This is a genomic window from Stutzerimonas sp. VN223-3, from assembly GCF_045999685.1.
GTDB classification, from domain to species: domain Bacteria; phylum Pseudomonadota; class Gammaproteobacteria; order Pseudomonadales; family Pseudomonadaceae; genus Stutzerimonas; species Stutzerimonas stutzeri_AR.
Genome location: NZ_RBEC01000003.1, coordinates 714,858 through 740,295, shown reverse-complemented (window position 1 = coordinate 740,295; position 25,438 = coordinate 714,858). Strand labels below are relative to the sequence as shown.

Here is a 25,438-nt window from a genome sequence, read left to right as displayed (position 1 = left end):
CTACGGGACGCCGCACGGCCCACCCTACGGTACGGGTCCCCATCGCTGGTACGCCCGCCAAGCTTTTGTTTCAAGCTTCAGGCTTGCTCGCCAGCGCTATCGGCCTGTAGGGCGGTGAGGGCAATGGTGAAGACGATGTCGTCCACCAACGCACCGCGGGACAGGTCGTTCACCGGCTTGCGCAGGCCTTGCAGCATCGGACCGACGCTGATCACGTTAGCGCTGCGCTGAACCGCCTTGTAGGTGGTGTTGCCGGTGTTCAGGTCAGGGAAGATGAAAACAGTGGCCTGACCTGCAACCAGGCTGTTCGGCGCTTTTTGTTTGCCGACGCTGGCGACCGAAGCGGCGTCATATTGCAGCGGGCCATCGATTGGCAAGTCGGGCGCGCGCTCCTGGGCGATGCGTGTGGCTTCGGCGACTTTTTCCACCTCGGCGCCGCTACCGGAGGTCCCGGTGGAATAGCTGATCATCGCCACTCTTGGCGTGACGCCAAGGGCGACGGCAGATTCAGCGCTCTGCAACGCGATCTCTGCCAGCTCGGTAGCGCTCGGGTTCGGATTGACCGCGCAATCGCCATAGACCAGTACCTGATCCGGCAGCAGCATGAAGAACACCGAAGAGACCAGGCTGTAGCCAGGCGCGGTCTTGATCAGCTGCAGGGCCGGGCGGATGGTGTTCGCGGTGGTATGTACCGCGCCGGAAACCAGGCCATCCACTTCATCCAGCGCCAGCATCATGGTGCCGAGCACCACGGTGTCCTTGAGCTGTTCACGCGCATCATCTGGGGTGAGGCCTTTCGCCTTGCGCATTTCGCACATGGGTTCGACGTAGTGGTTGATGATCAGCTCGGGGTCGAGGATTTCCAGGCCAGCCGGCAGGTCGATGCCCTGCTCGCGCGCGACTGACTGGACCTCTTCCGGCTTGGCCAGCAGTACGCAACGGGCAATGCCGCGTTCCTGACAAATCGCCGCGGCGCGGATGGTGCGTGGCTCGTTGCCTTCGGGCAAAACGATGCGCTTGTTCGCTTGCTGGGCGCGCTTGACCAATTGATAGCGGAACGCCGGCGGTGACAGGCGCAACTCGCTGCGGGGCACGCTGAGGCGTGTGTGGAGCAATTCGGGTTGCAGATGCTTGGCAATGAAGTCGGTCACCTGGCGCGCGCGCTCGATGTCGTCTACCGGGGTTTCCTTGTTCAAACCGAACAGGCTGGTCGCGGTATCGTAGGAACCGGTCTGCACGGTCATCACCGGTAGGCCGCCGTCGAGAGCCGCCTTACACAGCTCAAGGATGCGTGGGTCCGGGGCGAAGTCGCTGCAAAGCAGCAGGCCGGCGAGCTCGACGCCATTGAGTGAGGCCAGGCTCGCCGCAAGGATGATGTCGTCGCGATCGCCGGGAGTGACGACCAGCACACCCGGTTGCAGCAGCTGCACGGTATTGGGGACGGCTCGGGCGCAAAGCACGATTTTGTTGACGCGGCGCTGCTCAGCGCCGCCGGCGTGAAGCACTTTGGCGTCCAACAGCTGGGCAATGTCGCGGGTACGCAGGGCGTTCAGCTCTTCAGCGAAGGGAATCGCGCCGAGCAGCTGGAAATCCTGGGAGCCAAGGAGTGGCAACTGCTCCTTGAGCCGCTCGACGAATGCTGGCACGCCATCGTTGCTTTTGACCTTATTGAGCACCACCCCAAGCACCTTCGGGTCCTTGGCACCACCGAACAGCTGCGCCTGGATCTCGATACGTTCGGCCATGCGTTTGAGGGTGTCGCCTCCTTGTGCCGAAATCAGGATGATTTCCGCGTCGAGGCTCTTGGCCAGATGGGTATTGATGCGCGAGGTGTGGTTGAACTCACGCGTCGGCACCATGCCTTCGACGATCACTACATCCTTGCCTGCCGCGACTTCCTGATAGCGGCTGATTACATCTTCGAGCAGCAGATCGAGTTCGCCATCGGCCAGTTGTCGCTCCACCTGTTCCAGCGGCAGCGGTTCGGGCGAGGAAATGCCCAGGGTGTTCTCCACCAGCACGCAGGAGCGTTCGCGGTCCTGATCGAGCGCGAACGGCTGGGCGATTGGCTTGAAGAAGCCGACCTTCAGCCCAGCGTGTTCAAGCGCGCTAATCAGGCCGAGGCTGATGGAATTGAGGCCGCCGCCGAAACCACAGGGGGCAAGGAAGAGCGTATGCATAGGGATCTCCGGTCGAGAAGAGGGCGATGGCGTTGCTGAGCGCGAACCCGGCGCCTGAATGGGATTGCCGGATTCGCGCAACGCGCATACGTGACTGCCTGTTGTTCAGGCGTCGAGGTCAGGCGTCGAGCAGCGCGAGCGTGTCCAGGGCGATCTGGCGTTCTTCGTTGGTGGGAACCACCAGTACGCGCGTACTGCCCGCGGCCTGAATCTCGCCACCGACGCCGCGGATACAACGGGAGTTGGCGTCTTCGTCGAGCTTGAAGTTGAACAGCTTGAGGTGCTCCAAGGTACGGCTGCGTACGGCGACCGAGTTCTCGCCGATGCCGCCAGTGAAGATCAGACCGTCGAGCTTCGGCAGGGCGCAAGCCATGCTCGCCAGGGATTTGGCTAAGCGATAGCAGAACACTTCCAGCGCGAGGTTGGCGCCAGCGTGGCCCGCGGCACGGGCGTCCTGAAGGGTGCGCAGATCGTTGGACAGCCCGGAAAGCCCCTTCAGTCCGCTGTCGTGGTTGAGCATGCGATCGATCTGCTCGAGGCTCCAGCCCAGGGTTCGGTTCAAGTAGCTGTGCAGGTTGGGGTCGACGTCGCCGCTGCGCGTACCCATGACCAAGCCTTCCAGCGGTGTCAGGCCCATGCTGGTGTCGCGGCTTTCGCCGTTGACGATGGCGCAGGTGGAGCAACCGTTGCCCAGATGTGCCGTCAGCCAGCAGCTGTCGTTCACCGGTAGGTTGGTCATTTCAGCCGCGCGCTTGCTGACATAGTTATGGCTGGTGCCGTGGAAGCCGTAGCGGCGAACGCTGTGTTCCCTATAGAGAAATCCCGGCACGGCGTAGCGGAACGCGTGCTCGGGCATAGTTTGGTGAAAGGCGGTATCGAATACGCTCACTTGCGGCAGATTGGGGAAAAGAGCGATGGCTGCATCGATGCCGACCAGATTGGCCGGATTGTGCAAAGGAGCCAGCTGAGCGCTGTCGCGGATGGCCTGGAGCACCGCTTCGTCGATCAGGCTGGAGCCCGTGAAATGCTCGCCGCCATGGACCACGCGATGACCGATGCCGTCGAGCTTGCCGCCGGCTGACTCCTGCGCGAGCGGCAACAGTTGCGCCAGTGCGGCGCGATGATCTGCACCGGGGATGTCCAGGCTCTGCTTGGCGTCTCCCAGCTGCCAGTGAAGCACTGCCTCAGGACTGCCGAGACGCTCGGCCAGGCCCTGCAGGGGGAAGGTCGCTTGCGTTTCGTTGACCAACGCGAACTTGATCGACGAGCTGCCGCAGTTAATCACCAGGATGTTTCGAGCCGACATCGGTGCTCCTTGGATGCTAATAATTGTTAAATACATCGCTAGATTGCAGGCGAGAATTCTTTCATAGCTCTCGATGGACCGATGTTCTCCAAAGGTTGTATGCGACACCATCCGAGGAAGCGGCTACGGAGGGTTTGTCAAGACGGCGGATGGTCCCGTTTATCCGGGCTCGGTTCGCAATCGGCGCAGCTCGCGGTTAAACTTTGGCATCACATTCCCCAGCAAAGGTTTTGCCTCATGCAGATTGCCGCTAACAAGGCTGTGTCAATCGACTACACACTCACCAACGACGCCGGTGAGGTGATGGACAGCTCGGCCGGCGGCACACCGCTGGTCTACCTGCACGGTGCTGGCAACATCATTGCGGGTCTGGAAAAAGCGCTTGAAGGCAAGCAGGGCGGTGACGAAGTGAAGGTCGCTATCGAGCCGCAGGATGCTTACGGCGAGTACAGCCCGGAGCTGGTCGCAACGCTCAATCGCGCTATGTTCGAAGGCGTCGACGAGCTGGAAGTCGGCATGCAGTTCCATGCGTCCGGTCCGGACGGCGGCATGCAGATTGTCACCATTCGTGATGTTGAGGGTGACGATGTAATCGTCGACGGCAACCATCCGCTGGCCGGCCAGCGTCTGAACTTCGAAGTTAAAATTGTCGATGTGCGTGACGCTAGCGAAGAAGAAATTGCTCATGGCCACGTCCATGGCGAAGGTGGACATCACCATTGATCCTCTCGCTGCGAGGCGAGTGAGCAGCGACAAGGTCCAATCGAAAGATTGGGCGATGGAAGCGCTTCGGTATGCCGGAGCGCTTTTTTTACCCTCTGGAGAAGAGAGAATGAGCGCCTTCCACGAGTTGATTCTGCCCGGCCTTGCTGGCCAGGAGTTGCCCCTTGCGCCGCTGAAAAATCAGCTGACGCTGGTGGTCAATGTGGCTTCGGAATGCGGACTGACCCCACAGTACGCGGGGCTACAGGTGTTGCATCAACGCTATCAGGATCGTGGCTTTGGTGTGCTTGGAATTCCTTGCAACCAGTTCGCGGCCCAGGAGCCCGGCAGTGACGCAGAGATTCTGCAGTTCTGCAACGAAAACTACGGCATCAGCTTTCCGCTAAGCAGCAAGCTCGAGGTCAACGGCCCGCAACGTCATCCGCTGTACCGTCTGCTGGCAGGCGAAGGGGCGGATTTTCCAGGTGATATCAGCTGGAATTTCGAGAAATTTCTCGTCGACCAGGACGGCCGCGTATTAGCGCGTTTCTCACCAAGAACCGCCCCCGACGATCCGGCCCTGATCCAGGCCATCGAGAACGCACTCGCCTGACGACGTGCGTAATCCCCGTGCAGCGGCGCCCGCCGCTGCACCTGCGCAAGCCCCACGCTGGGCTATCTTTCCGCATTACCATCACCATTGCCCTGATCGTGGCACCGAAATAAGTGCTATTGATGGTGCTGTTCGCACGAGACGACCGGTCATATCCTCGGTTTATGAATAACCGAGCCCGAATCGACAAACGCGAACTGATCTTGGCCAAAGGTGCCCAGGTAATGACCCGTCGTGGCTATCACGGCACTGGTGTGCTGGAAATCGTCCAGGCGGCAGGGATTCCCAAGGGATCTTTCTACCACTACTTCGCCAGCAAAGAAGATTTTGCCCTGCAGGCGCTGGAATACCTTTATCAGCCTAGGCTGTAGCGCTATCAGGCCGCGCTGACCCATTCGCCGTTGAGCCCGCGTGAGCGAATCCTGGCTTATTACGCTCAACTGGTTGCTCATTTTGCTCGTCAGGAATGCCCGGAATATCACTGCTTCATCGGCAGCTTGAGTTTCGAGATGGCTGAGTTATCGCAGCCGATCGGACAACAGGTCGAGACAATTCTGCGACGTTCCGTTGAGGTGCTGGCGGGCTGCATCGAACAGGCTCGTGAAGCCGGTGAGATCGATGCGAATACCGATTGCCAGGCGCTGGCTGAATTTATCGGCAATGCCTGGGAAGGCGCGCTGCTGCGTATGAAAGTGGGGCGCAATGTCGCGCCGCTGGAAGTTTTTCTGACCCAGCTGGAGCGTCTACTGACGCTTCGTTGATTTTTGTGCGGGCGGTGAGAGACCGGTCGCTTTCGTTCTTGATCGAGTTAGCAAGGAGACAACAATGACCGCAGCCGTGAATGCCCTGTTTCAGCCCTTCCAGCTCGGCAGCCTGCAACTGCCGACGCGCGTGGTGATGGCGCCGATGACCCGTTCCTTCTCGCCAAACGGCGTACCGACCGCAGATGTGGTTGAGTATTACCGCCGCCGTGCCGCATCGGGGGTAGGGCTGATCATCACCGAGGGCACCACGGTGGGTCATCGGGCTTCCAACGGCTATCCACAAGTGCCGCGTTTCTACGGCGAAGATGCCCTGGCCGGCTGGAAAGCGGTCGTCGAGGCGGTGCATGCGGCAGGGGGCAAGATCGTTCCGCAGCTCTGGCATGTCGGCAATGTGCGTCGCAAAGGTACCGAGCCAGAGCCGGAAGTGCTGGGCTACGGGCCGATGGAGAAGCTCAAGGATGGGCATGCCGTTGTGCATGGCATGAGCAAGGAAGATATTCAGGACGTCATCGCGGCCTTCGCTCAGGCTGCGGCTGATGCCAAAGCCATCGGGATGGATGGCGTTGAAATCCATGGCGCTCATGGCTATCTGATCGATCAGTTTTTCTGGGAAGGCAGCAATCAGCGCACCGATGAGTACGGCGGCAATCTGGCAAATCGCTCGCGCTTCGCCATCGAATTGATCGAAGCGGTACGTGCGGCGGTGGGTACGGATTTCCCGATCATCTTCCGCTTCTCGCAGTGGAAACAGCAGGATTACACGGCGCGCCTGGTAACCACGCCCGAAGCGCTTGGCGAATTTCTTGCGCCGTTGGCAGCAGCTGGCGTGGACATTTTCCATTGCTCGACACGCCGGTTCTGGGAACCTGAATTCGAAGGCTCGGACCTCAACCTGGCTGGCTGGACCCGCCAGTTGACCGGTAAGCCGACTATCACGGTCGGTAGCGTCGGCCTCGACGGCGAGTTTCTCCAGTTCATGGTCAAAACAGACAAGGTGGCGCAGCCGGCCAATATCGAAGGCCTACTGGAGCGCCTGAACAAGCAGGAGTTCGATCTGGTCGCAGTGGGCCGAGCCCTGATTTGCGACCCGGACTGGGCGCTGAAGGTTCGCGAAGGCCGCATGCAGGAGATCCTGCCGTTCAGTCGGGATGCGCTGAAAACGTTGGCCTGAGTCGGTTATTTGTCTGCGCGGGTCGTTGCATCGTCGCGTGCCGCAACCCGTGCAATCAGTGCCGAATGTGCCGTCCCGGCGCTGATTTACTGCTACTCCGAAGCTCCGGGATAGCCGGACTGTTTGAGCAGAGTTGCCAGATGTACGGCGTTGCGTGCAAGCATCGCATTGGTCTTGGTGACCTTCTCGCTGGGGGCGTCCAGGTCTTTGTAGTCCGTTGAGCCCATAGCCTCGCCGACCCAATACGTACAGCCATTGGCAGGAATGGTGAAGCCCACGTCATTCAGCCCCTGGTACAGGTCGGCTATTACATGGTGGGCGCCGTCCTCATTGCCAACGACCGCGACACAGGCCACTCGGCCGTAGGAAACCATCCGCTGTTGGTCGTCGACTTCACCGAGAAAGGCATCGAGGCGCTCCAGTACACGCTGACAAACGCTCGCCGGATGGCCAAGCCAGATCGGAGTGCCAAGCAGCAAAATGTCAGCGGCTAGGATTTTCTCACGAATCATCGGCCAATCATCCCCAGGACCTTCGTCGGAGGTCACGCCCGGCTTGATGTTGAAGTCCACGGCTCGCAACTGTTCGCAGGCCACGCCGAGCTTTTCCAATTCGCGCTCGGCCTGGCTCAGCAGCAGGCTGCAAGATGATTCGTCTGGGGATGCTTTGAGTGTGCAGTTGATGGCTAGAGCGGAAAGCGTCATTGCAGATCTCCAAGTCTCAAGTGTTCAAATCTAGACACTCGCTTGGGCTGCAGTTCATCCTTTGACGACAGGCGTTAGCTGTCCCTTGCCTCCCTCGCGTACCCAGAACAGCGTCGCGCCGGCCACGGCTGCGGGCATGATCAGGAGGTTCAGGAACGGCACTAGCAACGCTGCGTAAGTCACCGCCCCAAAACTCAGGCTCTTCCAGCGTCTTTGGCGCAGCCAGGCCATCATCTCCGCCCAGCTCATCTTGTTGTTGTCCGCCGGGTAATCAATGTATTGAACCGCCATCATCCAGACACCGAAGAGCAGCCACAGCGGAGGGGCGATGAGATTGAGCGCGGGAATGAACGAAAGGATCAACAGTGCCAGTGCGCGTGGCGCGAAGTACGCAAGTTTGCGTGCTTCACGCCCGATGGTACGTGGCAGCATGGCCAGCAGCTCAGCCCAGCTGAACGGCGGCGAGCTGTCCTCTCCACGCGCCACCGTTTCGACCTTCTCGGCGAGAAAGCCATTGAACGGGGCGGCAATAATGTTCGCGAGCATGGTGAACGTGAAAAACACCATCAGCACGACCATGACCACGAACAATGGCCAAAGGATGTACTCCAGAAACATCAGCCACTCGGGCAGGCTGGGCATGAAAACGTCGACCCAACTGCCGAATTGGCGCAATGCCAGATAGATAAGGCCGCTGAATAAAAGCAGGTTAACCGTCAGCGGCAGGATAACGAACAGCCGCAGCCCTGGGCTCAAGATCAACTTCAGACCTTCGCGCAGGTATTGCGGGCCGGAAAGGGCTGTGATGGGCATGAGGTCGTACTCCGGATGAGTTCGGTCCGGACCTTACCGGCTTTGCACCGACCGGAAAAGCTCGAAAGCGAAGCGATAGCGGCTGGCTATGCAGCCGATCAGATTTACCCAATGGTCGGCGTTGCGTCTGGCCGTCAGACTTTGCTTCGAAACGCCTCTTTGGTTTTCAGGGCCGTCCGCTTTCAAGCCTTCCCCAAGTGCCTGGCCGGCCCTTTTTTATTTCGCCTCTAACTCGATTGGCTTGCGCGTCAACGGCTGCTGATCGAAGCGCACGCCGGGCAATCCGGTTTCCATCAATGCGCGGATGTTGCGGTGATCGTTTCCGCTGGGCGTCGCCAATACCGATTGGTAATGCTCGCCGAAAGCCAGCAGCGCTTCCTCGGTGGTGAAACCCTCCAGCACTGCCATCCCGAGTGTCTTGCACGAGCCTTCGTTCTCTCCGGCGGCATTTTCCACGGTGCCATTGAGAAAGCGGCTTGGCTGGTAATCATAGGCACTGGCGATATAGGCCAGCGTCTCGCTGAAGGCATGATTGCGGTTGCGCAGGCTGGCGCGGAAATCGCGAAGACCGGTCATGGCTTCTGGCCTTTGTCGAAGGCGGCTTGCTGCTCGGAGGTCGCTTCTTTCTGGTAGCGCTTCTTCCACTCGGCGTAGGGCATGCCATAAACCTCTTCGCGTGCCTGGTCGATGCTGACTTCGATGTCCAGATCGTCCGCGGCCGCTTTGTACCATTTCGACAGGCAATTACGGCAAAAGCCCGCCAAATTCATCAGATCGATGTTCTGCGCGTCCGGGCGGCTGCGCAGGTGCTGCACCAGGCGGCGAAAGGCGGCGGCTTCGAGTTCGGTGCGTTCTTGGTCATTCATCTCATGGGCCTCGGCGTTCAGACGTGGGCGGGATCATAACCTTGAGGGATTGGCGGGGCCAGCCGTTGGCGGGAACGCCGATTACGCCAGCAGCGTTTCGATGGTCATCCCGCACACTCGGCTGGACGCCCGCGGCGGTAACCGCGCACTAGGGACCACTGCCGCCTGCGGCAGTGATTTACTGACGCAGCGGCTCAGTCTCGATGCGCGGCGAGGGTGATCGACACCGATTCGGCGAAGCGCAGGGCGTGCGGCTTGTCCACTTCGACCTCGGCATAGCGCACCTCCGGGTGCTGCATGATCAGATCGAGAATTTCCTGGGTAAGCCGCTCGAGGAGCGCGAAACGGTTGTCCTCGACGTGCTGAATGATCGTCTTGGTGATGGTGCGGTAGTTCAGCGCATGCTCAATGTCGTTGTCGCGCACAGCGTTGGCCGCCGGATAGAGCATCGTCAGGTTGATCAACACATCCTGCTTGTTGAGGATTTCCTCTTCCTTGATGCCGATGAAAGTACGTAGTCGCAGGTCTTTGACGCGGATGCGCGCCATTGCGGGTTCCAGTCGGGGCATGTGGTTCCTTCGCATATCAGATCAGATGGCGGCCACCATTGACGGTCAATGTGGTGCCGGTGACATAGGGATTGTCGAGCAGGTAACGCAGGCTCTGGTAGATCACTTCGGCGCCGGGCTCGATGCCCAGCGCAGATTTCGCCAGCGCCCTTCGTCGATAAGTCTCGTCATCGCCGTCATTGAACTGTATCAGGGCCGGAGCGATACCGTTGACCTTGATGGCTGGTGCCAGGCTAGCCGCAAACGACAGGGTAAGGTTATCCAGACCGGCTTTACTAGCCGCATAGGCAATGTGCTTTTTGCTGCCGGTGCGGGTTACGTCGTCCCCGATGTGGATGATGTCGGCCGGGCCGCCGTATCGCAGCAGCTCGGCGCAGTGAAGATTGATTAAATAAGGCGCAAGCATGTGCACTTCGAACATTCGCTGAAACACATCCGCTTCCTCGCCAGGCGTCTCGACGTGCCAATCCGAGGCGTTGTGAACAACGGCGCGCAGCGAGTGGGTCTGTTGTTTCAGCGTGGTGATAAAGGCATAGATGCCCGCTGCGCTGGAAAAGTCGGCCTGCAACGTCACGGCCCCCCGTTCACGTAGCCCGTCGAGGCTTGCCCGCGGTGTGCGGTAGCTGACGATCACTGATTGCCCGTCATCGAGCAGGCGCTCGGCGCAATGCAGGCCTATGCGCTGGCTGGCACCGGTGATCAGAATCGGGGCCGTTGGCTGGGTCATGGTTTTCAATGAGTTTGGCGGTGGTTGGCGTGTCGACCAGCTTACACCAGCGCACTCTGCGTTGTGCCATGGCTCGTGAAAGCCAAGGCGAGACGATTGTTAGGGCTGGTCGGCGCCGTCGGCAAGCATCTCGGTCGGGAGTTCCGGCTGCAGTTCCGGATGGAGGCGCTGATGCTGCTCATAAAGATAGGAGCGGATGCGTTCAGCATCCTTGTCCTGCGGGTACTCGACTTCATATGCGGTCATCCCGCCCTCTGCATCGCGAATCCGATGCGCATCGATCTCGAGCGAATCCTCGCCCGGTAGAGCCAGGTGCAGATGAAGATGGTTAGGGGCCTTCTTCTTCGGTCCGGTATCCACCAGCAGGCCGTTGGGCGACAGCTCATGAACGCTCAGCGCGGTTTCGTCGCCATTGTCGTAGAGCAGCGGCAAGGGCTCGTCCAGATGCAGACGCCAGGCGCGAAGAATCGGCCCGCGCTCATAGATGGTCGGCGGTGCCAGTTGTAGCTGGATCGTGTGAAATTCATCTTCGTTCAACTGCACCGGGAAGGACATGCAGTAATCTTCGAGTTCCGCTTCGAGCGTCAGGTTGGCCTTGGCGGCCAGCTGTAACAGCAAGCCATTGGCGTGCTCACCGCCGTCTACGCGAAAGCCTGCACGCGTTTCGCCCGGCTCGGTCCGAGAGCTGCTGACTAGCTTGTTGATGTACGCCAGCTCGGCGCTGGTGAGTACGGTCTTTTTCGGCATTCTCGATGTCCCTCTCAAGGGGCAGGGTTGCCCGTGCCTTTGTCGCTCCGGTGCGTTCCGATCGCGCTTCTGCCAGATCGCTTGCGACAGTGCTTTCGTCGGCGAGTTCCCTTCGGTGCCCCGGCCTTGCCGCAGGCCTCTGTTGCCAACTGGTTAAAGTGTAGATCTACGCAAGCGGGCCGGATGCGTCGAATACGGCATAATGTTCGGCCTCAATTCGCAGCGGAGTCTTTCATGAAAATCGCCATCCTCTCCGGTACGGTCTACGGAACAGCCGAAGACGTCGCCCGCCATGCCGCCAGCATGTTGAAAGCGGCGGGCTTCGATACCTGGCATGACCCGCGCGCGCAGCTTCCACAGATCATCGAATTCGCTCCGCAGGCTCTGTTGGTGGTAACCGCAACGACCGGCATTGGCGAGTTGCCGGACAACTTCATCCCGCTGTATTCAGCCATTCGCGAACAATTTCCGGCCTGGCAGGGCTTGCCGGGCGGTGTCATCGCGCTGGGCGATGCCAGCTACGGCGATACGTTCTGTGGCGCTGGCGAACAGGTCAGAGAGCTGTATGCCGAACTCGGTGTGCGCGAGGTGCAAGAGATGCTGCGCCTGGATGCCAGCGAAACGGTCACGCCCGAAAGTGACGCCGAGCCTTGGCTGGAACGCTTCGCTGCAGCCCTGCGTGGCTGAGCAAATGTCTTCTGCGGTCATCAAGCTGGCTGGAAAGGCGACTTCCGGCCCGTTTCACGCTCGCTAGACTCAAGGCACCGGAAAACAACAAGAAGAGGTGCCGCGTGACCGCTCTGCATTCGATTCACTCGCTCAAGAACCAAGTCAGCGCCGCCGAATGGCAGGCGCGCGTGGATCTGGCCGCCTGCTATCGGCTGGTCGCGCTGCATGGCTGGGACGACCTGATCTTTACTCACCTCTCGGCGAAGATTCCCGACGCGGACGAGTTTCTGATCAACCCCTACGGGCTGATGTTTCACGAGATCACGGCGTCCAGCCTGGTGAAGATCGATCTGGCCGGCAACAAGCTGATGGATTCACCCTACGACATCAACCCGGCCGGCTACACCATTCATAGCGCGGTACATGAGGTCCGTCACGACGTGGCCTGCGTGATGCACACCCATACCGCGGCAGGCGTGGCGGTGTCGGCACAGAAGCAGGGGCTGTTGCCGATCAGCCAGCAATCGCTATTCGTACTCTCCAGCCTTTCGACCCACGGCTATGAGGGCGTGGCGCTCAACCATGAAGAAAAGGCCCGGCTGCAGGCCGATCTCGGCGAAACCGGCTTCATGCTGCTGCACAATCACGGCCTGATGACCTGCGGTGCGAGCATTGCCGATACCTTCCTGATGATGTTCATCTTCCAGCGCGCCTGTGAGGTGCAAGTGATGGCGCAGACCGGGGGTGCCGAGCTGATCCCGATTCCCGAACAGATTCTCGCCGGAGCCAAAGCCATGGCGGCAGGCGTCACGCGCAGCAAAGGTGGGATGGGTGGTGCGCTGGCCTGGCCCGCGCTGCTGCGCAAACTGGATCAGCAATGCCCCGGTTACGACGCCTGATGGCGGTCCGTCATGCCAGTGCTGCTGCGCTGGGCGAAAGCCTGTAGTTGTGGGTAGAACTCGCGAAAGTCCTGCTGGAGCGGCACGTACAGCCGCTCCAGCTCTGCCACCCCGCCAGCCAGCCCTTCCGGGCGTGACAGCCGGCGACTCATGCCTGCGACTACCTGCTCCATGACCGCAAAATCCCGGTAGCTGCCGAGCCAGTCCTGGGCCGCCATGCGTGGCGCGATCAAGGCCAGCTTGTCGGGTAGCGCAGCTTCGTCACGCAACACTTGATATACCCGCTCGGTGAACTGCTGCAGCGGCTCTTCAGCATAGTCGTGCCAGTGCGCGGCCAGGCAGTGGTCAAAAAACAAGTCGATCAATATCCCGGCGTAGCGCCGCCGCTCGCTGGGAAAACGCTGCTTGGCTTGCAGCACCAGTGGATGGTTATCGGTATAGGCGTCGATCTGCCGGTGCAGACGAATGCCGGCCTCGATGTCGGCGGGCCAGCGACCCTGCAAGGGGCCCTTGACGAAATCGCCATAGAGGCTGCCGAGCAGCTCTCCGGGCCGCGGGCCGCCGAGATGGAGATGTGCGAGATAATTCATTTGGTCAGTCTAGCAGTGCTTCCTTGCGTTCAGCTTGCATCAAGCCGCCGCGCACGTTGGCGCTGCGCTGCCATATAGCGCTTCGGCAATAGCGCTGTGGCAAAGGCGGGCGAGTCGGTTGCGCTCCATGCCTCGGCTTTCGATTGGCTGCAATAGCTGAATCTCCACCACAGCGACATCCGTTGCCAACAATCTGAAGAGGTGCGAAAGCAGATCGTCGTCGCCAATGAACGGTGCGATGGGATCGGCCTGGCCGTCACGCAGATAGCGGATCGCTACGGGCTGGATCGGCGTGCCTGTTTCGATCGCGCAAGCCAGCAGCCTCGAGTGGAAGGTGCGTAAAGCGGCGCCGTTCGTCGTGGTGCCTTCTGGAAAGATCAGCAAATCCCGGCCCTGCTGCAGCTCTGCGACCAATTGCTGAGTGAGCGCGCCGCTGTCGCCACCGCCACGCCGGATGAATTGCGTCCCCGCTTCGGCGGCGAGCCAGCCGAGCAGGGGCCATTTCCGCACTTCGGATTTCGCCAGAAAGCCCATTGGCCGCAGCATCCCGAGCAGCGGGATATCAGTCCAGGACAGGTGATTGGCGAGCCACAGCATTGGCTGGTCGGGACGGTTGCCGGTCAGTCGAACCTCGTACGGCAGGGCGGCCGCCAGCCGCGCGAGGAACCAGCGGCATAGCCGCTGGCGAGATGCAGGTGACGGTCTGAGTCGGAGTAGCGCCTGCAGTTTCAGCGCGCTCGCAAATAGCAGACCGACAGCAATCACCGCACCCAGTCGGATGATCCTCAGATAAAACCGCAGCCTTTTCATCAAACCGCTGCCTTGAAGTGCCTTGCGTAACGCGGACACAGCTCGTCTCGCTTGAGCAGAATGAACACGTCGGCCACTTGGAAATCCGGGTCCCAGCAGGGCTCGCCACAGATCTTCGCCCCAAGGCGCATGTAAGCTTTGAGCAACGCCGGCATTTCCGCGATGACATTGTCTGGCAGCTCCAGCAAGGGCAGCGGATTCTTCGGGCTGGCATGCAGTAGTTCGGTGCACAAATAGCGCTCGCGCAGCCGTTGCATGATTGCTTGCGCCTGGATGCCGCCATCGCGCATGGATATGCTCGCGCAGCCCATCAGATAGCGATAAGCGCCTTGATTCAGCGCCTCGGCCAGCTCCCCCCAGAGCACGGCGATGGTCGCCCCGTTGCGGTAGGCCGGGTGGACGCAGGTACGTCCGATTTCCAGAATCGGTGCGTCCAGCTCCGTCAGGCCGTGGAGGTTGAACTCGTTTTCGCTGTAGAAGCGTCCCAAACGATCTGCCGTCAGGTTGTCGAGCAAGCGCGTAGTGGCGACCAGCTCCCCGTTGTCGAGATCACGCACCCCTATATGGCTGCAGTGAGCGTCGAAATCATCGCAGTCCAGTCCGGCTTCGGCGCCTTGCAGGTGAGCGCCGAATTCACTGCTGAACACCCGGTACCGCAAGCTCTGGGCTTCGTGAAGCGCAACTGGTCCGTGCAGGCGCTCTGCCTGCAGGCGCCGCGTAGTACGAGGAAAAGCGATGGTGGTCATGCTCTGTCTCCTGGTTAGCCTTGGCGGTGGCAATGCATTCGGAGCGCGTGATTGTTATGGTTGGCGTTCCGTCAATCAGTGATGCCGGCTCAGGCTAGGCAGAGGCGGTGTCACCACTGTTACGGATCGGTGATGCTTGGATGACGGCTGCTGCTTTCACCGTAACCGTTCAAAATTCGCAGGAGATTGCTCGATGCCCTGGCAGGAGCTGCTTGGTCCGCTGCAACGCTTACCCCAGCCAACTGCGCTGGACGGCTGGTTCGCCGAGTTACAGTCGCGTGGCACGGACGGCACTGTTGAGCTGGCGATACTTGGCGGGCGCCTGGCTGCGACGCCCGGACTGGCTTTTCTGGCTGGCTATCAGGCCGCGCTGCGCCGGCTCTGGCCCGCTGCGCCCGGTGGTCTCGGCGCGCTGTGCGCTACCGAGAACCGCAAGCTGCGTCCGGCCGATATGCAGACCCGCCTGGACGAGCTGACATTGACTGGCAACAAGGATTTCGTCATCGCCGGCTCGGCCGCGGCGTGGCTGTTGGTACCGGCTCGCGACGAGGCTCCGGGTGATCGGCCTAGGCTGAGCCTCTGCGTGGTCGGCTGTGACGAGCGTGGCGTGCTCATCGAAGAAGGGCCACGGTTGCCGCTGGTACCGGATATTCCACACGGTCGTCTGCGCTTGGAGCGTGCACCTTGTCAACGCCTGGCTGGCGATGGCTGGGATGACTACGTTAAACCTTTCCGCACCTTCGAGGATTTGCACGTGTTGGTGGCGCTTGTCAGCTGGCTCCACGGCATCGGCCTGGAATGCGGTTGGCCGCAACGGCTGCAACTTCTGTTGTTGGGCATCCTGGCCGGTGCGGCTGAAGTGTCCCGGATGCCGCCGATGGAACCTTCCACGCACCTGTTGCTGGCTTCGCTCAATGCACAGTTCGAGGCCACGGCAACAGAGCTGGATGCTGCGCTGATGAGCGGGCCGGAACAATGGAGGCGCTTGTGGCAGCGTGACCGCAACATATTGCAGCTGGCAAGCAGCGCGCAGGCCAAGCGGCTAGCCCAGGCTGCCGCCGTCTTTGCTCTGACACCTGAAGGAGGAGCGCGCTCTGCTTGAGCGCAATGCAAGGGCGATCGACATGGGAACTCTGAGTCGCCGTACGGACCTATAACAAGCGTGTCGCAACGACACTGGCCGGTTCCTCTGCATTTGGTGACTTCCGCTGCCGGCGACACCCCTGAGTATTCACACGGACAAGGAATCCAATGTCTATCAGCTGTATCGATATCCTCGTGCAGAGCGCCGCTTCGCCCGCCCGGAGGCGTCTATGGTGATGCTCGCCGGGGAGGTATTTCCCTGGCGAGACGGCAACCGCTTCCGGTTGCTGATCGACGGCCCTCAGTTTTTTCCGCACATTCTGCAGAGCATCGATGCGGCCGAGCGGCGGGTGGACGTCGAGCTCTATCTGGTGGAAGACGGTCTATGCGCCGATCGCCTGATCGATGCGCTGGTGGCTGCAGTTGGGCGTGGTGTGCGGGTGCGCTGTCTGTTCGATGGTTTCGGTTGTCTGAAGCTGGGGCAGAAGGCACGGGACCGGCTATCCGATGCGGGCGCCGATCTGCGTCAATACAACCCGTTGAAGCTGCGACTGAAGTTTCGCAATCTCCACCGTGACCACCGCAAGCTGATCCTGATCGATGACGTCTGCTGCTTCGTTGGCGGTACCGGGGCAACTGATGAGTTCTGGAATCCCGATAAGCCGGAACAGCATTGGCACGAGGCGATGGTGAAAATCTCCGGCCCGTTGATGGACGATTGGCGTCGCTTGTTCGACGCGCAATGGGCGTTGTGCTTGAAGCGCCGCATCTGGCAACTGCCGTTACCGCAACGGCTGCCGAAGATCCCGGCCAACCCCCAAGCGGGAGAGGGGATGGGGCGGGTCGCTTATTCAGCGGCGCGTCAGCATCGTGACATTCTCCACAGCCTGTTGCGAAACCTGCAGCGAGCGGAGCGTCGGATTTGGCTGGCGACACCTTACTTTCTGCCCACCGGCCGCGTTCGGCGTGAGCTGATGCGCGCGGCGAGACGCGGCGTTGACGTGCAACTGTTGCTGACCAGCCGAAATACCGACCACCCATCGGTTCGCTACGCAGGGCAACGCTACTACCCGCGACTACTGCGCGCTGGCGTGCGGATTCATGAATATCAGCCACACTTCCTTCACCTGAAAATGGTGCTGGTCGATGACTGGGTAAGCGTCGGCTCGTGCAATTTCGATCATTGGAATCTGCGCTGGAACCTAGAAGCCAATCTCGAGGCGATCGACACGCAGTTGAGTGCCTCGGTGGCAGAGAGCTTCGAGCATGATTTTGCCCACAGTCTTGAAGTTGATCTGCAGCAGTGGCACTCGCGTCCACTGCGTCAGCGCATCTATCAGCGCATGTGGGGTCTGCTCGATCGGCTGACGATCAATATTTTCAACCGAAGCGGTTGATCGGCTCTCGCTGAGCTAGCCGCAAATGAATCACCTGACAGGAGAACGTTTCGATGGCTGCGAAGAAGATTCTGATGCTGGTCGGCGATTACGTCGAAGATTACGAAACCATGGTGCCGTTTCAGGCGCTGCAAATGGTCGGTCATACGGTGCATGCCGTCTGCCCAGGTAAGAAAGCAGGCGATACGGTGCGTACCGCGATACATGATTTCGAGGGCGATCAGACCTATAGCGAAAAGCCTGGGCACAACTTTGCGCTGAACTTCGATTTCGACGCCGTGCGCGCCGAAGACTATGACGCGCTGGTGGTGCCTGGCGGACGTTCGCCGGAATATTTGCGGCTGAACGACAAGGTGCTGAGTCTGGTGCGCGCCTTCAACGAAGCGCAGAAGCCCATCGCGGCCGTCTGCCATGGAGCGCAGCTGCTCGCCGCTGCCGATGTGCTCAAAGGGCGCGCCTGCAGCGCTTATCCGGCCTGCGCTCCGGAGGTGAAGCTGGCGGGCGGCGAGTTCGTCGACATCCCGGTCGATCAGGCGCATACCCAGGGCAACCTGGTCACCGCCCCGGCGTGGCCGGCGCATTCCGCCTGGCTGGCGGCGTTTCTGGAGCTGCTCGGTACGCGTATCACGCTGTAATATGCGGGCTGGACGAAGGCCTGGCAATCGCTGGGCCTTTTGTTATCTGCCGTCTTGGGCGGTGTTTCGGATTCAGAGGTCCGCTGTGCGAGAACCCACCAAAGACCCGCTCCATGGAATGACGCTCGAAGCCATACTTGTCGAGCTACAGGCGCAGTACGGCTGGGACGGGCTGGCGCAGCGGGTCGATATTCGCTGCTTCAGGAGCGATCCCAGCATCAAGTCGAGCCTGACGTTTCTGCGCAAGACGCCTTGGGCACGGTCGAAAGTCGAGGCGCTGTTCGTTCAGTTGCGCCGTTCGACACGTCGAGAGTGAGCCGCAAAAAAAAGCCCGGCTCATGCCGGGCTTTTTTGCTGTGCGTCGGTTACTGCACTTCTACCGCGAGGTTCTCTGCAATTTTCTTCTGCCAGATCGCCGGGCCGGTGATGTGTACCGACTCGCCGTTGGTATCCACCGCGACGGTGACCGGCATGTCCTTCACTTCGAACTCGTAGATCGCTTCCATGCCCAGTTCGGCAAAGGCCAGCACCTTGGACTTCTTGATCGCCTGGGCGACTAGATAGGCGGCGCCGCCAACGGCCATCAGATACACGGCCTTGTTGTCCTTGATCGCGTCAATGGCGATCGGGCCGCGCTCGGACTTGCCGATCATGCCCAGTAGGCCAGTGCTTTCGAGGATCTGGCGGGTGAACTTGTCCATGCGGGTGGCGGTGGTCGGACCGGCCGGGCCTACCACTTCGTCACCGACCGGATCGACCGGGCCGACGTAATAGATGAAGCGACCTTTCAGGTCCACCGGCAGCTCTTCGCCCTTGTTCAGCATGTCGACCATGCGCTTGTGCGCGGCGTCGCGGCCGGTGAGCATCTTGCCGTTGAGCAGCACGGTTTCACCCGGCTTCCAGCTCTGCACTTCTTCCGGAGTGATGGTGTCGAGATTGACGCGGCGTGCGCTCGGGCCGGCTTCCCAGACGATCTCCGGGTAGGCGTCCAGTGGCGGTGGAGTGAGTTCGGCAGGGCCGGAACCGTCCAGCACGAAATGCGCATGGCGGGTGGCGGCGCAGTTGGGGATCATGCACACCGGCAGCGAAGCGGCGTGGGTCGGATAGTCCATGATCTTGACGTCGAGCACGGTGGTCAGACCGCCCAGGCCTTGAGCGCCGATGCCCAGCTGGTTGACCTTCTCGAACAACTCCAGACGCATCTCCTCGATGCGGCTCTGCGGGCCGCGGGCCTTGAGCTCATGAATGTCGATGGATTCCATCAGCACTTCCTTGGCCATTACCGCGGCTTTTTCGGCGGTGCCGCCGATGCCGATGCCGAGCATGCCCGGCGGGCACCAGCCGGCGCCCATGGTCGGCACGGTCTTCAATACCCAATCGACGATGGAGTCGGACGGGTTGAGCATGGCCATCTTCGACTTGTTTTCCGAGCCGCCGCCCTTGGCTGCAACGTCTACTTCCACCTTGTCGCCGGGGACGATGGAATAGTGAATGACGGCTGGGGTGTTGTCTTTGGTGTTCTTCCGGGAACCAGCCGGATCGGCGAGGATCGAAGCACGCAGAACGTTTTCCGGCAGGTTGTAGGCGCGGCGAACGCCTTCGTTGATCATATCGTCCAGACCCATGGTGGCGCCGTCCCAGCGCACGTCCATACCCACGCGCACGAATACGGTGACGATACCGGTGTCTTGGCAGATTGGCCGATGGCCGGTGGCACACATCCGCGAGTTGATCAGAATCTGCGCCATGGAATCGCGCGCTGCAGGCGATTCTTCGCGCAGGTACGCCTCGTGCATCGCCTGGATGAAGTCGACGGGGTGGTAATAGGAAATGAACTGCAAAGCGTCGGCAACGCTTTGTATCAGGTCGTCTTGCTTGATCACGGTCATGCAGCGCGTCCTCTTGGCGGGGCGGAGGCGAGGCGCGTCGAGTAAGGCACTCGATGCGCTCAGGTTAGCTCAAGTTAAAAAAGGCGCGGCAGTATAACCCGCCGTGACGCAGGGTACACAGACGGACCAAAGGTGAAGGGATGCACATCAAAACAGGCATGGCGATGCTATCGGATGTCCGCCGCGCTACGGAATCAAGCCGCCGGTGGCGTATTCGTGAACGGCGCACCATGAACCGACTGAATGCGGCAGAACGGTCGCAATTGGGACTGTCGGCGTTTCGCCCGGGCCTTGTCAGTACAGCTTGTAGGCTTTTTCGAATGGCCGGCGTAGAGTGTGTCGGATTGCCACTATGGGATGGATTCCATGCGCGCGTTTCGTGACGAGAGCGAACAGCAGGCGCTTCAGCAACTGGTAACCAAGCGGTTTGGCATGGCCGCCGGGACTTACGGCCTTGCTCTGCTTTTAACCTGGATTACCGTTGCGGGCGGCTTCTATCAGGCATCGATCGACACGGCGGTAGCCGGCTCGGTGATGATCCTGGCGAGCCAGCTAGTGTTCTCCTGGATTTTCTACCGAGGCCACAACCTGCGCTTTCGCGACCCTAGCCTGACGGAGCCTCAGGTACTGGTTGCGCTGGTCTGGCTGACGTTCTTCCTGTTCCATTTCGGTGATCATCGCGGCTCGTTGTTGGTGCTTTACGTGCTGGTGCTGATGTTTGCCGTATTCCTCCCGCCGAAAGTCTTCATCCGCTACGCCCTGCTGGCGCTTTTTAGCTTCGTCGGCATGTCACTGCTCGATGTACAGCTGAATCGGCTGGACGATCCGCAGGCTGCGCTATTGCAGGGCAGCGTGCTGCTGGTAACGCTGATCTGGATGTGCCTGTTCGTCGGTTACGTCTACAGGCTGCGCCAGCGTATGCGGCAACGCCGTTTCGCCCTGCAGGCGCACCAGGAAACCCTGCGGGGGATGATGCGGCAACTGGAGGATTTGGCATCCACCGACGAGCTGACCGGACTGTATAACCGTCGGCATTTCCTTCGTCGAGCCGAAGCGGAGTTAAGCCGCTTGCGTGCTGGGCATCAGTCCGGTCTCGCACTGATCGACCTGGACCATTTCAAACGGGTCAATGACCTTCACGGGCACGCAACGGGTGATCGGGTGTTGCAGGCCTTCGCGTCAGTGGCGCGCTCATGCCTGCGCGATGGCGATATCCTCGCCCGTTATGGCGGCGAAGAATTCGTGCTGCTGATGCCGCACACCGATGCCGAGCAATTCAGTGCTTGTTGCGAGCGTCTGCGCGAAGCCTTCGCCACTGCCCAGCCGTTGGACGTTCAGCTGCAGGCGGGGCATCTCAGTCTGTCGGTAGGGCTGACGCTGATCAATGCCGGCGATGAGCTCGACGATTCCTTGCAGCGGGCCGACGAGGCGCTGTATCGGGCCAAGGGCAATGGGCGCAACCGCTGCGAGGCCAGCTGGACGACCGCCAATGCCTGAACTTACCTGCGGCTCACGAACCTGGACCGTGACCGAGGGTAGCAATCTACTCGATGCGCTCAACGCTGCAGGTCTGAACGTGCCCTATAGCTGCCGCGCAGGCAGCTGCCATGCGTGCCTGGTGCGCTGCTTGCAGGGCGAACCGCTGGACGCCCGTCCCGACGCACTCGATGCCAGCCGGCGCCTGCAAGGTTGGAGGCTGGCTTGTCAGTGCAGCGTGGCCGAAGATCTTTGCGTGGCGGCATTCGATCCGGCGCGAGAGGGATTGGCGGCGCAGATCGACGGGCTCGACTGGCTCGGTGACCAAGTCCTGCGGCTACGGCTGACGCCCGAGCGCCCGTTGCGCTATCGCGCCGGTCAACATGTGTTGCTGTGGAACGCCAGTGGCATTGCCCGACCTTATTCTCTGGCGAGCCTTCCGGGCGTGGATCCTTGGCTCGAGTTCCACCTCGATTGCCGTATGCCCGGTGCGTTCTGCGATGGGGCGCGTGAGTTGGTTGTTGGCGACAGCTTGCGCCTCGGCCCATTGCACGAAGGCGCGTTGCACTACGAGCCCGATTGGCAGACACGTCCGCTATTGTTGCTGGCTGCGGGGACCGGGCTTGCGCCGCTCTGGGGCATCTTGCGTGAAGCCTTGCGCCAAGGACATACCGGGCCGATTCGACTGCTGCACTTCTGTCGGGGCGAGTCCTACTTGCGAGGTCCGCTCGGTGAGCTCGCCGGGTTGCACTGCAATCTGAGTGTCGAGTTGATCGATGGAAAACAGACGCAAAGCCGCCTGCAGTCCCTTCGCGCGACGTCGCGTCAGGAGGTGGCGTTGATCTGCGGGGGGAGCGCTTTCGTCGAAGACTGCGCCAAGCGGATGTTCCTGGCAGGCATACCAAGAGGACAGGTGTCGAGCGATACCTTCGTCATACGGAAAGTCTGATTGCGGATGTAGCAAGCGCTGCATGAGGGGTGTTACTGAAGGGCAGGGTTCAGCTCGTATTGAATGCGTGGCGGCTCCTGGAAGGCATCGGGCCAAAGCTGGCCGATGCCTTCCGGTTTTGCCGCAATCCGTCCGCGATATCAGCTCAGCGAGTCGCCGACACGCAGGATTTTCATGGTGTTGGTGCCGCCAGTCGAATCGTGATAGCTGTCGCCCTTGGTCAGGATGACCCAGTCTCCCGGCTGCACGATGTTGCGCTTGACCAGTTCGTCCACTGCTGCCTGGCTGACCTTGTCCGCCGGCAGCGCGGCTGGGTCGAACGGAACGGTTTGCACGCCGCGGAACAGCGCCACGCGGGCTTGGGCATCGCGGTGCGGGGTAAAGGCAAAGATCGGTACCGAGGAGCGGATGCGCGACATGATCAACGTGGTGTAGCCGCTCTCGGTCAGGCTGATGATCGCTTTCACACCAGGGAAATGGTTGGCGGTGTACATCGCCGCCAGCGCGGTACTCTCGTCGCTGCGCTCGAAACGCTGGCCGAGGCGGTGGCCGGACTTGATGCTGGTCGGATGTTTCTCGGCACCGACGCAGACGCGTGCCATGGCCTTGATCGCTTCCACCGGGTATTCGCCTGCGGCGCTTTCGGCCGACAGCATGACCGCATCGGTGTAGTCCAGAACGGCGTTGGCTACATCGGACACCTCGGCCCGGGTCGGCATCGGGTTCTGGATCATCGACTCCATCATCTGGGTCGCGGTGATGACCACCTTATTGTTGCGGCGTGCATGGAGAATGATCTTTTTCTGAATACCGACCAGCTCGGCGTCGCCAATTTCAACACCCAGGTCACCGCGAGCGACCATTACGCCGTCGCTGGCACGAATCAGGCCGTCGAGCGCTTCGTCATCGGCTACCGCTTCAGCGCGCTCGATCTTGGCGATCAGCCAGGCGCTGGAGCCGGCTTCGTCGCGTAGGCGGCGGGCCAGTTCCATGTCGGCGGCATCGCGCGGGAAGGAAACGGCGAGATAGTCCAGATCCATCTCGGCGGCCAGCTTGATATCGGCCTTGTCCTTGGCGGTCAATGCCGGTGCGGTCAAGCCGCCTCCGCGACGGTTGATGCCCTTGTTATCCGACAGCGGGCCGCCGATCAGCACGGTGCAGTGCAGCTCATCGGCAGTCGTGCTGTCGACGCGCATGACCACGCGGCCATCGTCGAGCAGCAATTCATCACCCACGCTGCAGTCTTTGACCAGATCCGGGTAATCGATACCCACCACATCCTGGGTGCCGGCATCGCGTGGATGGGTGACGGAGAAGCGGAAACTATCGCCTTCGGCCAGCTCGATGCGCTTGTTGGTGAACTTGGCGATGCGGATCTTCGGTCCTTGCAGATCGCCCAGCAGCGCGACGAAACGGCCATGTTTCGCGGCGATGTCCCGTACCAGCTGGGCTCGGGCGCGGTGTTCGTCCGGAGCGCCGTGGGAGAAATTCAGGCGCGCAACATCGAGTCCGGCCACGATCATTTTTTCCAACACTTCCGGAGAGCTGCTGGCTGGGCCCAGGGTGGCGACGATTTTGGTACGGCGCGAGATCATTCAATGCTCCTTTTTCAGAATGGTCGGGAGGCTACTATGCCGTGTGGCTGTAGTCATCGTTGGGGTGCACTACTCTTTGGGCGGGGCTGCGCGCGGGTAGATGGGGTCCGGCTCGCCGTTGAACGGGGCTGCAGTTTTTTTCGCCGTGGTCGATAAGCCAGCATCGGAGGATTTTACCCATGCGCACCCTGTTCATTCTTTTCCTGGCCACCCTCAGCGTAGGCTGCAGCAGCAGAAACGCACTCGATCGGCATCTGGACGATGCCTACAAGCATTACGAAAGCGGCGATTGCGACAGGGTGATGCTGGAGCTCTCCCAGGCCGAACGCCGCAGCCGCCCGCGTGACAATGTTCAGCCGGAAATCTCGCTGCTGCGTGGTCAGTGCCTGGAGCGCCAGGGTCTTTTCGTTGATGCGGCAGAAACTTATCGCTTCATTCAGACGCGCTATCCGGCTAGCGAATACGCCTTTCGCGGTCGCGCCAGGCTGGAGACGTTGCGCCAGTTGGGGCACTATCAGCCGGAGGAGCGGGTGGTCACCCACGCCGCCAAACCCTAAAGCGAAGCTGGTATCGATGGCCGGCCGGGAAGGAACCCATGCGCGTTGTACCGATAATGTTTGTAGCCTTGTTGTCTTCGCCGTTGGTGACCGCCGAGATTTACCGTTGGGTCGATCCGCAGGGAAATGTACATTTCGACGCGCGATCGCGTCCCGGCGCCGAGCAGATCGAGGTCAGGCCGCAAATCGTCGAGCGAGACGAGGCGACCCGCGAGCGTGAGGCACGCACCGAACGGTTTTTCGAGGCCCGCCGGCAAGAGCAGCAGGAAGCCGATCAGGCTGCCAGCGAGCGGCATGCGCAGCGCGACCAGGAGTGCCGTCAGTTGCAAGAGGAGCTGTCGCGCCTTTCCCGGGGTGGGCGTTATTTTCGTGCCGATGCAAAGGGTGAGCGGGTCTACTACAGTGATGAAGAAATAGGGGCGGCGCGGCGGCAGTTGGCCAGTCGTATCAGTCAAAACTGCAGCTGAGTCGCCGGTAACGGTGGCAGCGACCAAACTTGGCGGCAGGCCCGGAACCGATGAACATGTTCAATCAACGCAGCATTGAACGGCACCAGTTGCCGTATTACCTCAATGTATTCAATCGTTTCACTGACAAGCCCTTGGGCTTTATCGGCAATCTGTCAGAGTCGGGTCTGATGCTTATCAGCCCGTATCCGATGATGACGGATGCGCGCTTCGAGATGCGCTTGAAGATACCCGGCCAGCACGGCCAACTGCGGCATATTGACTTCAGCGCGACCTGTCGCTGGTCCCGCGAAGACGTAACGCCTGGCAGCTTCGATTCGGGCTTCGTCCTGCTCTCGCCGCCCAGCGAGATCAGGGACATGATCGACGCGTTGCATCATTACTTCAGCTTTCGGCCCATGCTGCATATTCCACCGGCTCGCCTGCCACGCATGGATGTACCAACCAGCAAGGCGGCCGATCAGGATCGTTGCCTCGGAACCTGAAAGGGGTGATGTCGAAATTTTCACTCGCG

At 60.8% G+C, this 25,438-nt stretch carries 28 protein-coding genes and 1 pseudogene; 15 read left to right on the top strand and 14 right to left on the bottom strand.

Annotated features, from left to right (window positions below; translation table 11 throughout):
- Positions 1–77 precede the first annotated feature (77 nt).
- Together pta and D7241_RS19365 are read right to left on the bottom strand one after the other, a co-directional pair.
- Positions 78–2,180, bottom strand: coding sequence for a phosphate acetyltransferase (pta, locus tag D7241_RS19370; protein ID WP_408102872.1), 2,103 nt, complete (start codon positions 2,178–2,180; stop codon positions 78–80).
- 118 nt (positions 2,181–2,298) lie between these two features.
- Positions 2,299–3,486 carry an acetate kinase gene (locus D7241_RS19365; protein WP_408102871.1) on the bottom strand — a complete coding sequence of 396 codons (1,188 nt, stop codon included), beginning with the start codon at positions 3,484–3,486 and terminating at the stop codon, positions 2,299–2,301.
- Positions 3,487–3,723: 237 nt separating this feature from the next.
- Here D7241_RS19365 and D7241_RS19360 point away from each other — a divergent pair, with 237 nt between their 5' ends.
- The 4 genes and pseudogenes from D7241_RS19360 to D7241_RS19345 all read left to right on the top strand — a co-directional run bounded on the left by D7241_RS19360 (position 3,724) and on the right by D7241_RS19345 (position 6,736).
- Positions 3,724–4,209, top strand: a complete 486-nt coding sequence (locus D7241_RS19360) for a peptidylprolyl isomerase (protein ID WP_255981241.1) — start codon at positions 3,724–3,726, stop codon at positions 4,207–4,209.
- 109 nt (positions 4,210–4,318) lie between these two features.
- Positions 4,319–4,801: a glutathione peroxidase gene (locus D7241_RS19355; RefSeq protein WP_255981243.1), complete on the top strand. Its 483-nt coding sequence runs from the start codon at positions 4,319–4,321 to the stop codon at positions 4,799–4,801.
- Positions 4,802–4,965: 164 nt separating this feature from the next.
- Positions 4,966–5,562 (top strand): annotated as a pseudogene (locus D7241_RS19350) (TetR family transcriptional regulator C-terminal domain-containing protein).
- A 64-nt stretch (positions 5,563–5,626) separates the two neighbouring features.
- Positions 5,627–6,736 carry an NADH:flavin oxidoreductase gene (locus D7241_RS19345; protein ID WP_408102870.1) on the top strand — a complete coding sequence of 370 codons (1,110 nt, stop codon included), beginning with the start codon at positions 5,627–5,629 and terminating at the stop codon, positions 6,734–6,736.
- A 92-nt stretch (positions 6,737–6,828) separates the two neighbouring features.
- Here D7241_RS19345 and D7241_RS19340 read toward each other — a convergent pair whose 3' ends face one another.
- The 7 genes from D7241_RS19340 to D7241_RS19310 form a co-directional block, all read right to left on the bottom strand.
- The gene (locus D7241_RS19340; RefSeq protein ID WP_408102869.1) at positions 6,829–7,440 is read right to left on the bottom strand and encodes a flavodoxin family protein; all 612 of its coding nucleotides are present in this window, start codon (positions 7,438–7,440) and stop codon (positions 6,829–6,831) included.
- Between the two features lie 54 nt (positions 7,441–7,494).
- Positions 7,495–8,253, bottom strand: a complete 759-nt coding sequence (gene cysZ, locus D7241_RS19335) for a sulfate transporter CysZ (RefSeq protein ID WP_408102868.1) — start codon at positions 8,251–8,253, stop codon at positions 7,495–7,497.
- 216 nt (positions 8,254–8,469) lie between these two features.
- Positions 8,470–8,829, bottom strand: a complete 360-nt coding sequence (locus D7241_RS19330) for a HopJ type III effector protein (protein ID WP_255981253.1) — start codon at positions 8,827–8,829, stop codon at positions 8,470–8,472.
- Complete coding sequence (locus tag D7241_RS19325; protein WP_255981255.1) at positions 8,826–9,119, bottom strand: DUF1244 domain-containing protein; 294 nt, start codon at positions 9,117–9,119, stop codon at positions 8,826–8,828. Before D7241_RS19325 ends, D7241_RS19330 begins: the two co-directional genes overlap by 4 nt.
- A 194-nt stretch (positions 9,120–9,313) precedes the next feature.
- Positions 9,314–9,688 carry a dihydroneopterin triphosphate 2'-epimerase gene (gene folX, locus D7241_RS19320; protein ID WP_255981257.1) on the bottom strand — a complete coding sequence of 125 codons (375 nt, stop codon included), beginning with the start codon at positions 9,686–9,688 and terminating at the stop codon, positions 9,314–9,316.
- Between the two features lie 16 nt (positions 9,689–9,704).
- On the bottom strand, positions 9,705–10,415 hold the full coding sequence (folM, locus tag D7241_RS19315; RefSeq protein WP_408102867.1) for a dihydromonapterin reductase: 711 nt from the start codon (positions 10,413–10,415) through the stop codon (positions 9,705–9,707).
- Positions 10,416–10,514: 99 nt separating this feature from the next.
- Positions 10,515–11,162, bottom strand: coding sequence for a PilZ domain-containing protein (locus D7241_RS19310; RefSeq protein ID WP_408102866.1), 648 nt, complete (start codon positions 11,160–11,162; stop codon positions 10,515–10,517).
- Positions 11,163–11,396: 234 nt separating this feature from the next.
- Between D7241_RS19310 and D7241_RS19305 the strand changes: the two genes are divergently transcribed.
- Together D7241_RS19305 and D7241_RS19300 are read left to right on the top strand one after the other, a co-directional pair.
- On the top strand, positions 11,397–11,849 hold the full coding sequence (locus D7241_RS19305) for a flavodoxin (RefSeq protein ID WP_408102865.1): 453 nt from the start codon (positions 11,397–11,399) through the stop codon (positions 11,847–11,849).
- Positions 11,850–11,953: 104 nt separating this feature from the next.
- Positions 11,954–12,730, top strand: a complete 777-nt coding sequence (locus tag D7241_RS19300) for a class II aldolase/adducin family protein (RefSeq protein ID WP_408102864.1) — start codon at positions 11,954–11,956, stop codon at positions 12,728–12,730.
- On the opposite strand, the gene D7241_RS19295 is transcribed toward D7241_RS19300, so the two are convergent.
- From D7241_RS19295 to olsB, 3 genes are read right to left on the bottom strand one after another with little or no spacing between them, the layout of a single operon-like run.
- Complete coding sequence (locus tag D7241_RS19295) at positions 12,718–13,320, bottom strand: ACP phosphodiesterase (RefSeq protein WP_408102863.1); 603 nt, start codon at positions 13,318–13,320, stop codon at positions 12,718–12,720. The two genes, D7241_RS19300 and D7241_RS19295, sit on opposite strands and share 13 nt — an antisense overlap.
- Before the next feature lie 39 nt (positions 13,321–13,359).
- Entirely contained in the window at positions 13,360–14,130 is a 771-nt protein-coding gene (locus tag D7241_RS19290) for a lysophospholipid acyltransferase family protein (protein WP_408102862.1), read from the bottom strand.
- Complete coding sequence (olsB, locus tag D7241_RS19285) at positions 14,130–14,876, bottom strand: L-ornithine N(alpha)-acyltransferase (RefSeq protein ID WP_408102861.1); 747 nt, start codon at positions 14,874–14,876, stop codon at positions 14,130–14,132. Before olsB ends, D7241_RS19290 begins: the two co-directional genes overlap by 1 nt.
- A gap of 193 nt (positions 14,877–15,069) precedes the next feature.
- Between olsB and D7241_RS19280 the strand changes: the two genes are divergently transcribed.
- The 4 genes from D7241_RS19280 (at position 15,070) to D7241_RS19265 (ending at position 18,307) form a co-directional block, all read left to right on the top strand.
- Positions 15,070–15,978, top strand: coding sequence for an acyl-CoA dehydrogenase (locus D7241_RS19280; RefSeq protein WP_408102860.1), 909 nt, complete (start codon positions 15,070–15,072; stop codon positions 15,976–15,978).
- A gap of 217 nt (positions 15,979–16,195) precedes the next feature.
- On the top strand, positions 16,196–17,356 hold the full coding sequence (locus tag D7241_RS19275) for a phospholipase D-like domain-containing protein (protein ID WP_408102966.1): 1,161 nt from the start codon (positions 16,196–16,198) through the stop codon (positions 17,354–17,356).
- Between the two features lie 53 nt (positions 17,357–17,409).
- The gene (locus D7241_RS19270) at positions 17,410–17,991 is read left to right on the top strand and encodes a DJ-1/PfpI family protein (RefSeq protein WP_408102859.1); all 582 of its coding nucleotides are present in this window, start codon (positions 17,410–17,412) and stop codon (positions 17,989–17,991) included.
- An 85-nt stretch (positions 17,992–18,076) separates the two neighbouring features.
- The gene (locus D7241_RS19265) at positions 18,077–18,307 is read left to right on the top strand and encodes a VF530 family protein (RefSeq protein ID WP_255981277.1); all 231 of its coding nucleotides are present in this window, start codon (positions 18,077–18,079) and stop codon (positions 18,305–18,307) included.
- A 49-nt stretch (positions 18,308–18,356) separates the two neighbouring features.
- Here D7241_RS19265 and D7241_RS19260 read toward each other — a convergent pair whose 3' ends face one another.
- On the bottom strand, positions 18,357–19,880 hold the full coding sequence (locus tag D7241_RS19260; protein ID WP_255981279.1) for a fumarate hydratase: 1,524 nt from the start codon (positions 19,878–19,880) through the stop codon (positions 18,357–18,359).
- Positions 19,881–20,246: 366 nt separating this feature from the next.
- On the opposite strand from D7241_RS19260, the gene D7241_RS19255 reads away from it, so the two are divergent.
- Both D7241_RS19255 and D7241_RS19250 read left to right on the top strand, forming a co-directional pair.
- Positions 20,247–21,377, top strand: coding sequence for a diguanylate cyclase domain-containing protein (locus tag D7241_RS19255; protein ID WP_408102858.1), 1,131 nt, complete (start codon positions 20,247–20,249; stop codon positions 21,375–21,377).
- Complete coding sequence (locus tag D7241_RS19250; RefSeq protein WP_408102857.1) at positions 21,370–22,305, top strand: iron-sulfur-binding ferredoxin reductase; 936 nt, start codon at positions 21,370–21,372, stop codon at positions 22,303–22,305. The genes D7241_RS19255 and D7241_RS19250 overlap by 8 nt, the downstream gene beginning before the upstream one ends.
- Before the next feature lie 140 nt (positions 22,306–22,445).
- On the opposite strand, the gene pyk is transcribed toward D7241_RS19250, so the two are convergent.
- Positions 22,446–23,900: a pyruvate kinase gene (gene pyk / locus D7241_RS19245; RefSeq protein WP_255981285.1), complete on the bottom strand. Its 1,455-nt coding sequence runs from the start codon at positions 23,898–23,900 to the stop codon at positions 22,446–22,448.
- Positions 23,901–24,079: 179 nt separating this feature from the next.
- Between pyk and D7241_RS19240 the strand changes: the two genes are divergently transcribed.
- From D7241_RS19240 to D7241_RS19230, 3 genes are read left to right on the top strand one after another with little or no spacing between them, the layout of a single operon-like run.
- Positions 24,080–24,457, top strand: coding sequence for a tol-pal system YbgF family protein (locus D7241_RS19240; protein ID WP_255981287.1), 378 nt, complete (start codon positions 24,080–24,082; stop codon positions 24,455–24,457).
- A gap of 38 nt (positions 24,458–24,495) precedes the next feature.
- A complete protein-coding gene (locus D7241_RS19235) occupies positions 24,496–24,924 on the top strand; it encodes a DUF4124 domain-containing protein (protein ID WP_408102856.1) in 429 nt (142 codons plus the stop codon).
- Positions 24,925–24,974: 50 nt separating this feature from the next.
- The gene (locus tag D7241_RS19230) at positions 24,975–25,409 is read left to right on the top strand and encodes a PilZ domain-containing protein (RefSeq protein WP_255981291.1); all 435 of its coding nucleotides are present in this window, start codon (positions 24,975–24,977) and stop codon (positions 25,407–25,409) included.
- The last annotated feature ends 29 nt before the right edge of the window (positions 25,410–25,438 follow it).

Excerpts from the sequence above, each read along its gene's own strand:
- cysZ (WP_408102868.1), bottom strand. The coding sequence starts at position 8,253 with ATGCCCATCACAGCCCTTTCCGGCCCGCAATACCTGCGCGAAGGTCTG.
- D7241_RS19305 (WP_408102865.1), top strand. The coding sequence starts at position 11,397 with ATGAAAATCGCCATCCTCTCCGGTACGGTCTACGGAACAGCCGAAGAC.
- folM (WP_408102867.1), bottom strand. The coding sequence starts at position 10,415 with ATGACCCAGCCAACGGCCCCGATTCTGATCACCGGTGCCAGCCAGCGC.
- D7241_RS19240 (WP_255981287.1), top strand. The coding sequence starts at position 24,080 with ATGCGCACCCTGTTCATTCTTTTCCTGGCCACCCTCAGCGTAGGCTGC.
- D7241_RS19275 (WP_408102966.1), top strand. The coding sequence starts at position 16,196 with ATGCTCGCCGGGGAGGTATTTCCCTGGCGAGACGGCAACCGCTTCCGG.
- D7241_RS19360 (WP_255981241.1), top strand. The coding sequence starts at position 3,724 with ATGCAGATTGCCGCTAACAAGGCTGTGTCAATCGACTACACACTCACC.
- pta (WP_408102872.1), bottom strand. The coding sequence starts at position 2,180 with ATGCATACGCTCTTCCTTGCCCCCTGTGGTTTCGGCGGCGGCCTCAAT.
- D7241_RS19310 (WP_408102866.1), bottom strand. The coding sequence starts at position 11,162 with ATGCCGAAAAAGACCGTACTCACCAGCGCCGAGCTGGCGTACATCAAC.
- D7241_RS19330 (WP_255981253.1), bottom strand. The coding sequence starts at position 8,829 with ATGACCGGTCTTCGCGATTTCCGCGCCAGCCTGCGCAACCGCAATCAT.
- D7241_RS19250 (WP_408102857.1), top strand. The coding sequence starts at position 21,370 with ATGCCTGAACTTACCTGCGGCTCACGAACCTGGACCGTGACCGAGGGT.
- D7241_RS19290 (WP_408102862.1), bottom strand. The coding sequence starts at position 14,130 with ATGAAAAGGCTGCGGTTTTATCTGAGGATCATCCGACTGGGTGCGGTG.
- olsB (WP_408102861.1), bottom strand. The coding sequence starts at position 14,876 with ATGACCACCATCGCTTTTCCTCGTACTACGCGGCGCCTGCAGGCAGAG.
- D7241_RS19255 (WP_408102858.1), top strand. The coding sequence starts at position 20,247 with ATGCGCGCGTTTCGTGACGAGAGCGAACAGCAGGCGCTTCAGCAACTG.
- D7241_RS19325 (WP_255981255.1), bottom strand. The coding sequence starts at position 9,119 with ATGAATGACCAAGAACGCACCGAACTCGAAGCCGCCGCCTTTCGCCGC.
- D7241_RS19235 (WP_408102856.1), top strand. The coding sequence starts at position 24,496 with ATGCGCGTTGTACCGATAATGTTTGTAGCCTTGTTGTCTTCGCCGTTG.
- D7241_RS19280 (WP_408102860.1), top strand. The coding sequence starts at position 15,070 with ATGCCCTGGCAGGAGCTGCTTGGTCCGCTGCAACGCTTACCCCAGCCA.
- D7241_RS19355 (WP_255981243.1), top strand. The coding sequence starts at position 4,319 with ATGAGCGCCTTCCACGAGTTGATTCTGCCCGGCCTTGCTGGCCAGGAG.
- D7241_RS19260 (WP_255981279.1), bottom strand. The coding sequence starts at position 19,880 with ATGACCGTGATCAAGCAAGACGACCTGATACAAAGCGTTGCCGACGCT.
- D7241_RS19340 (WP_408102869.1), bottom strand. The coding sequence starts at position 7,440 with ATGACGCTTTCCGCTCTAGCCATCAACTGCACACTCAAAGCATCCCCA.
- D7241_RS19345 (WP_408102870.1), top strand. The coding sequence starts at position 5,627 with ATGACCGCAGCCGTGAATGCCCTGTTTCAGCCCTTCCAGCTCGGCAGC.
- pyk (WP_255981285.1), bottom strand. The coding sequence starts at position 23,900 with ATGATCTCGCGCCGTACCAAAATCGTCGCCACCCTGGGCCCAGCCAGC.
- D7241_RS19270 (WP_408102859.1), top strand. The coding sequence starts at position 17,410 with ATGGCTGCGAAGAAGATTCTGATGCTGGTCGGCGATTACGTCGAAGAT.
- D7241_RS19365 (WP_408102871.1), bottom strand. The coding sequence starts at position 3,486 with ATGTCGGCTCGAAACATCCTGGTGATTAACTGCGGCAGCTCGTCGATC.
- folX (WP_255981257.1), bottom strand. The coding sequence starts at position 9,688 with ATGCCCCGACTGGAACCCGCAATGGCGCGCATCCGCGTCAAAGACCTG.
- D7241_RS19230 (WP_255981291.1), top strand. The coding sequence starts at position 24,975 with ATGAACATGTTCAATCAACGCAGCATTGAACGGCACCAGTTGCCGTAT.
- D7241_RS19295 (WP_408102863.1), bottom strand. The coding sequence starts at position 13,320 with ATGAATTATCTCGCACATCTCCATCTCGGCGGCCCGCGGCCCGGAGAG.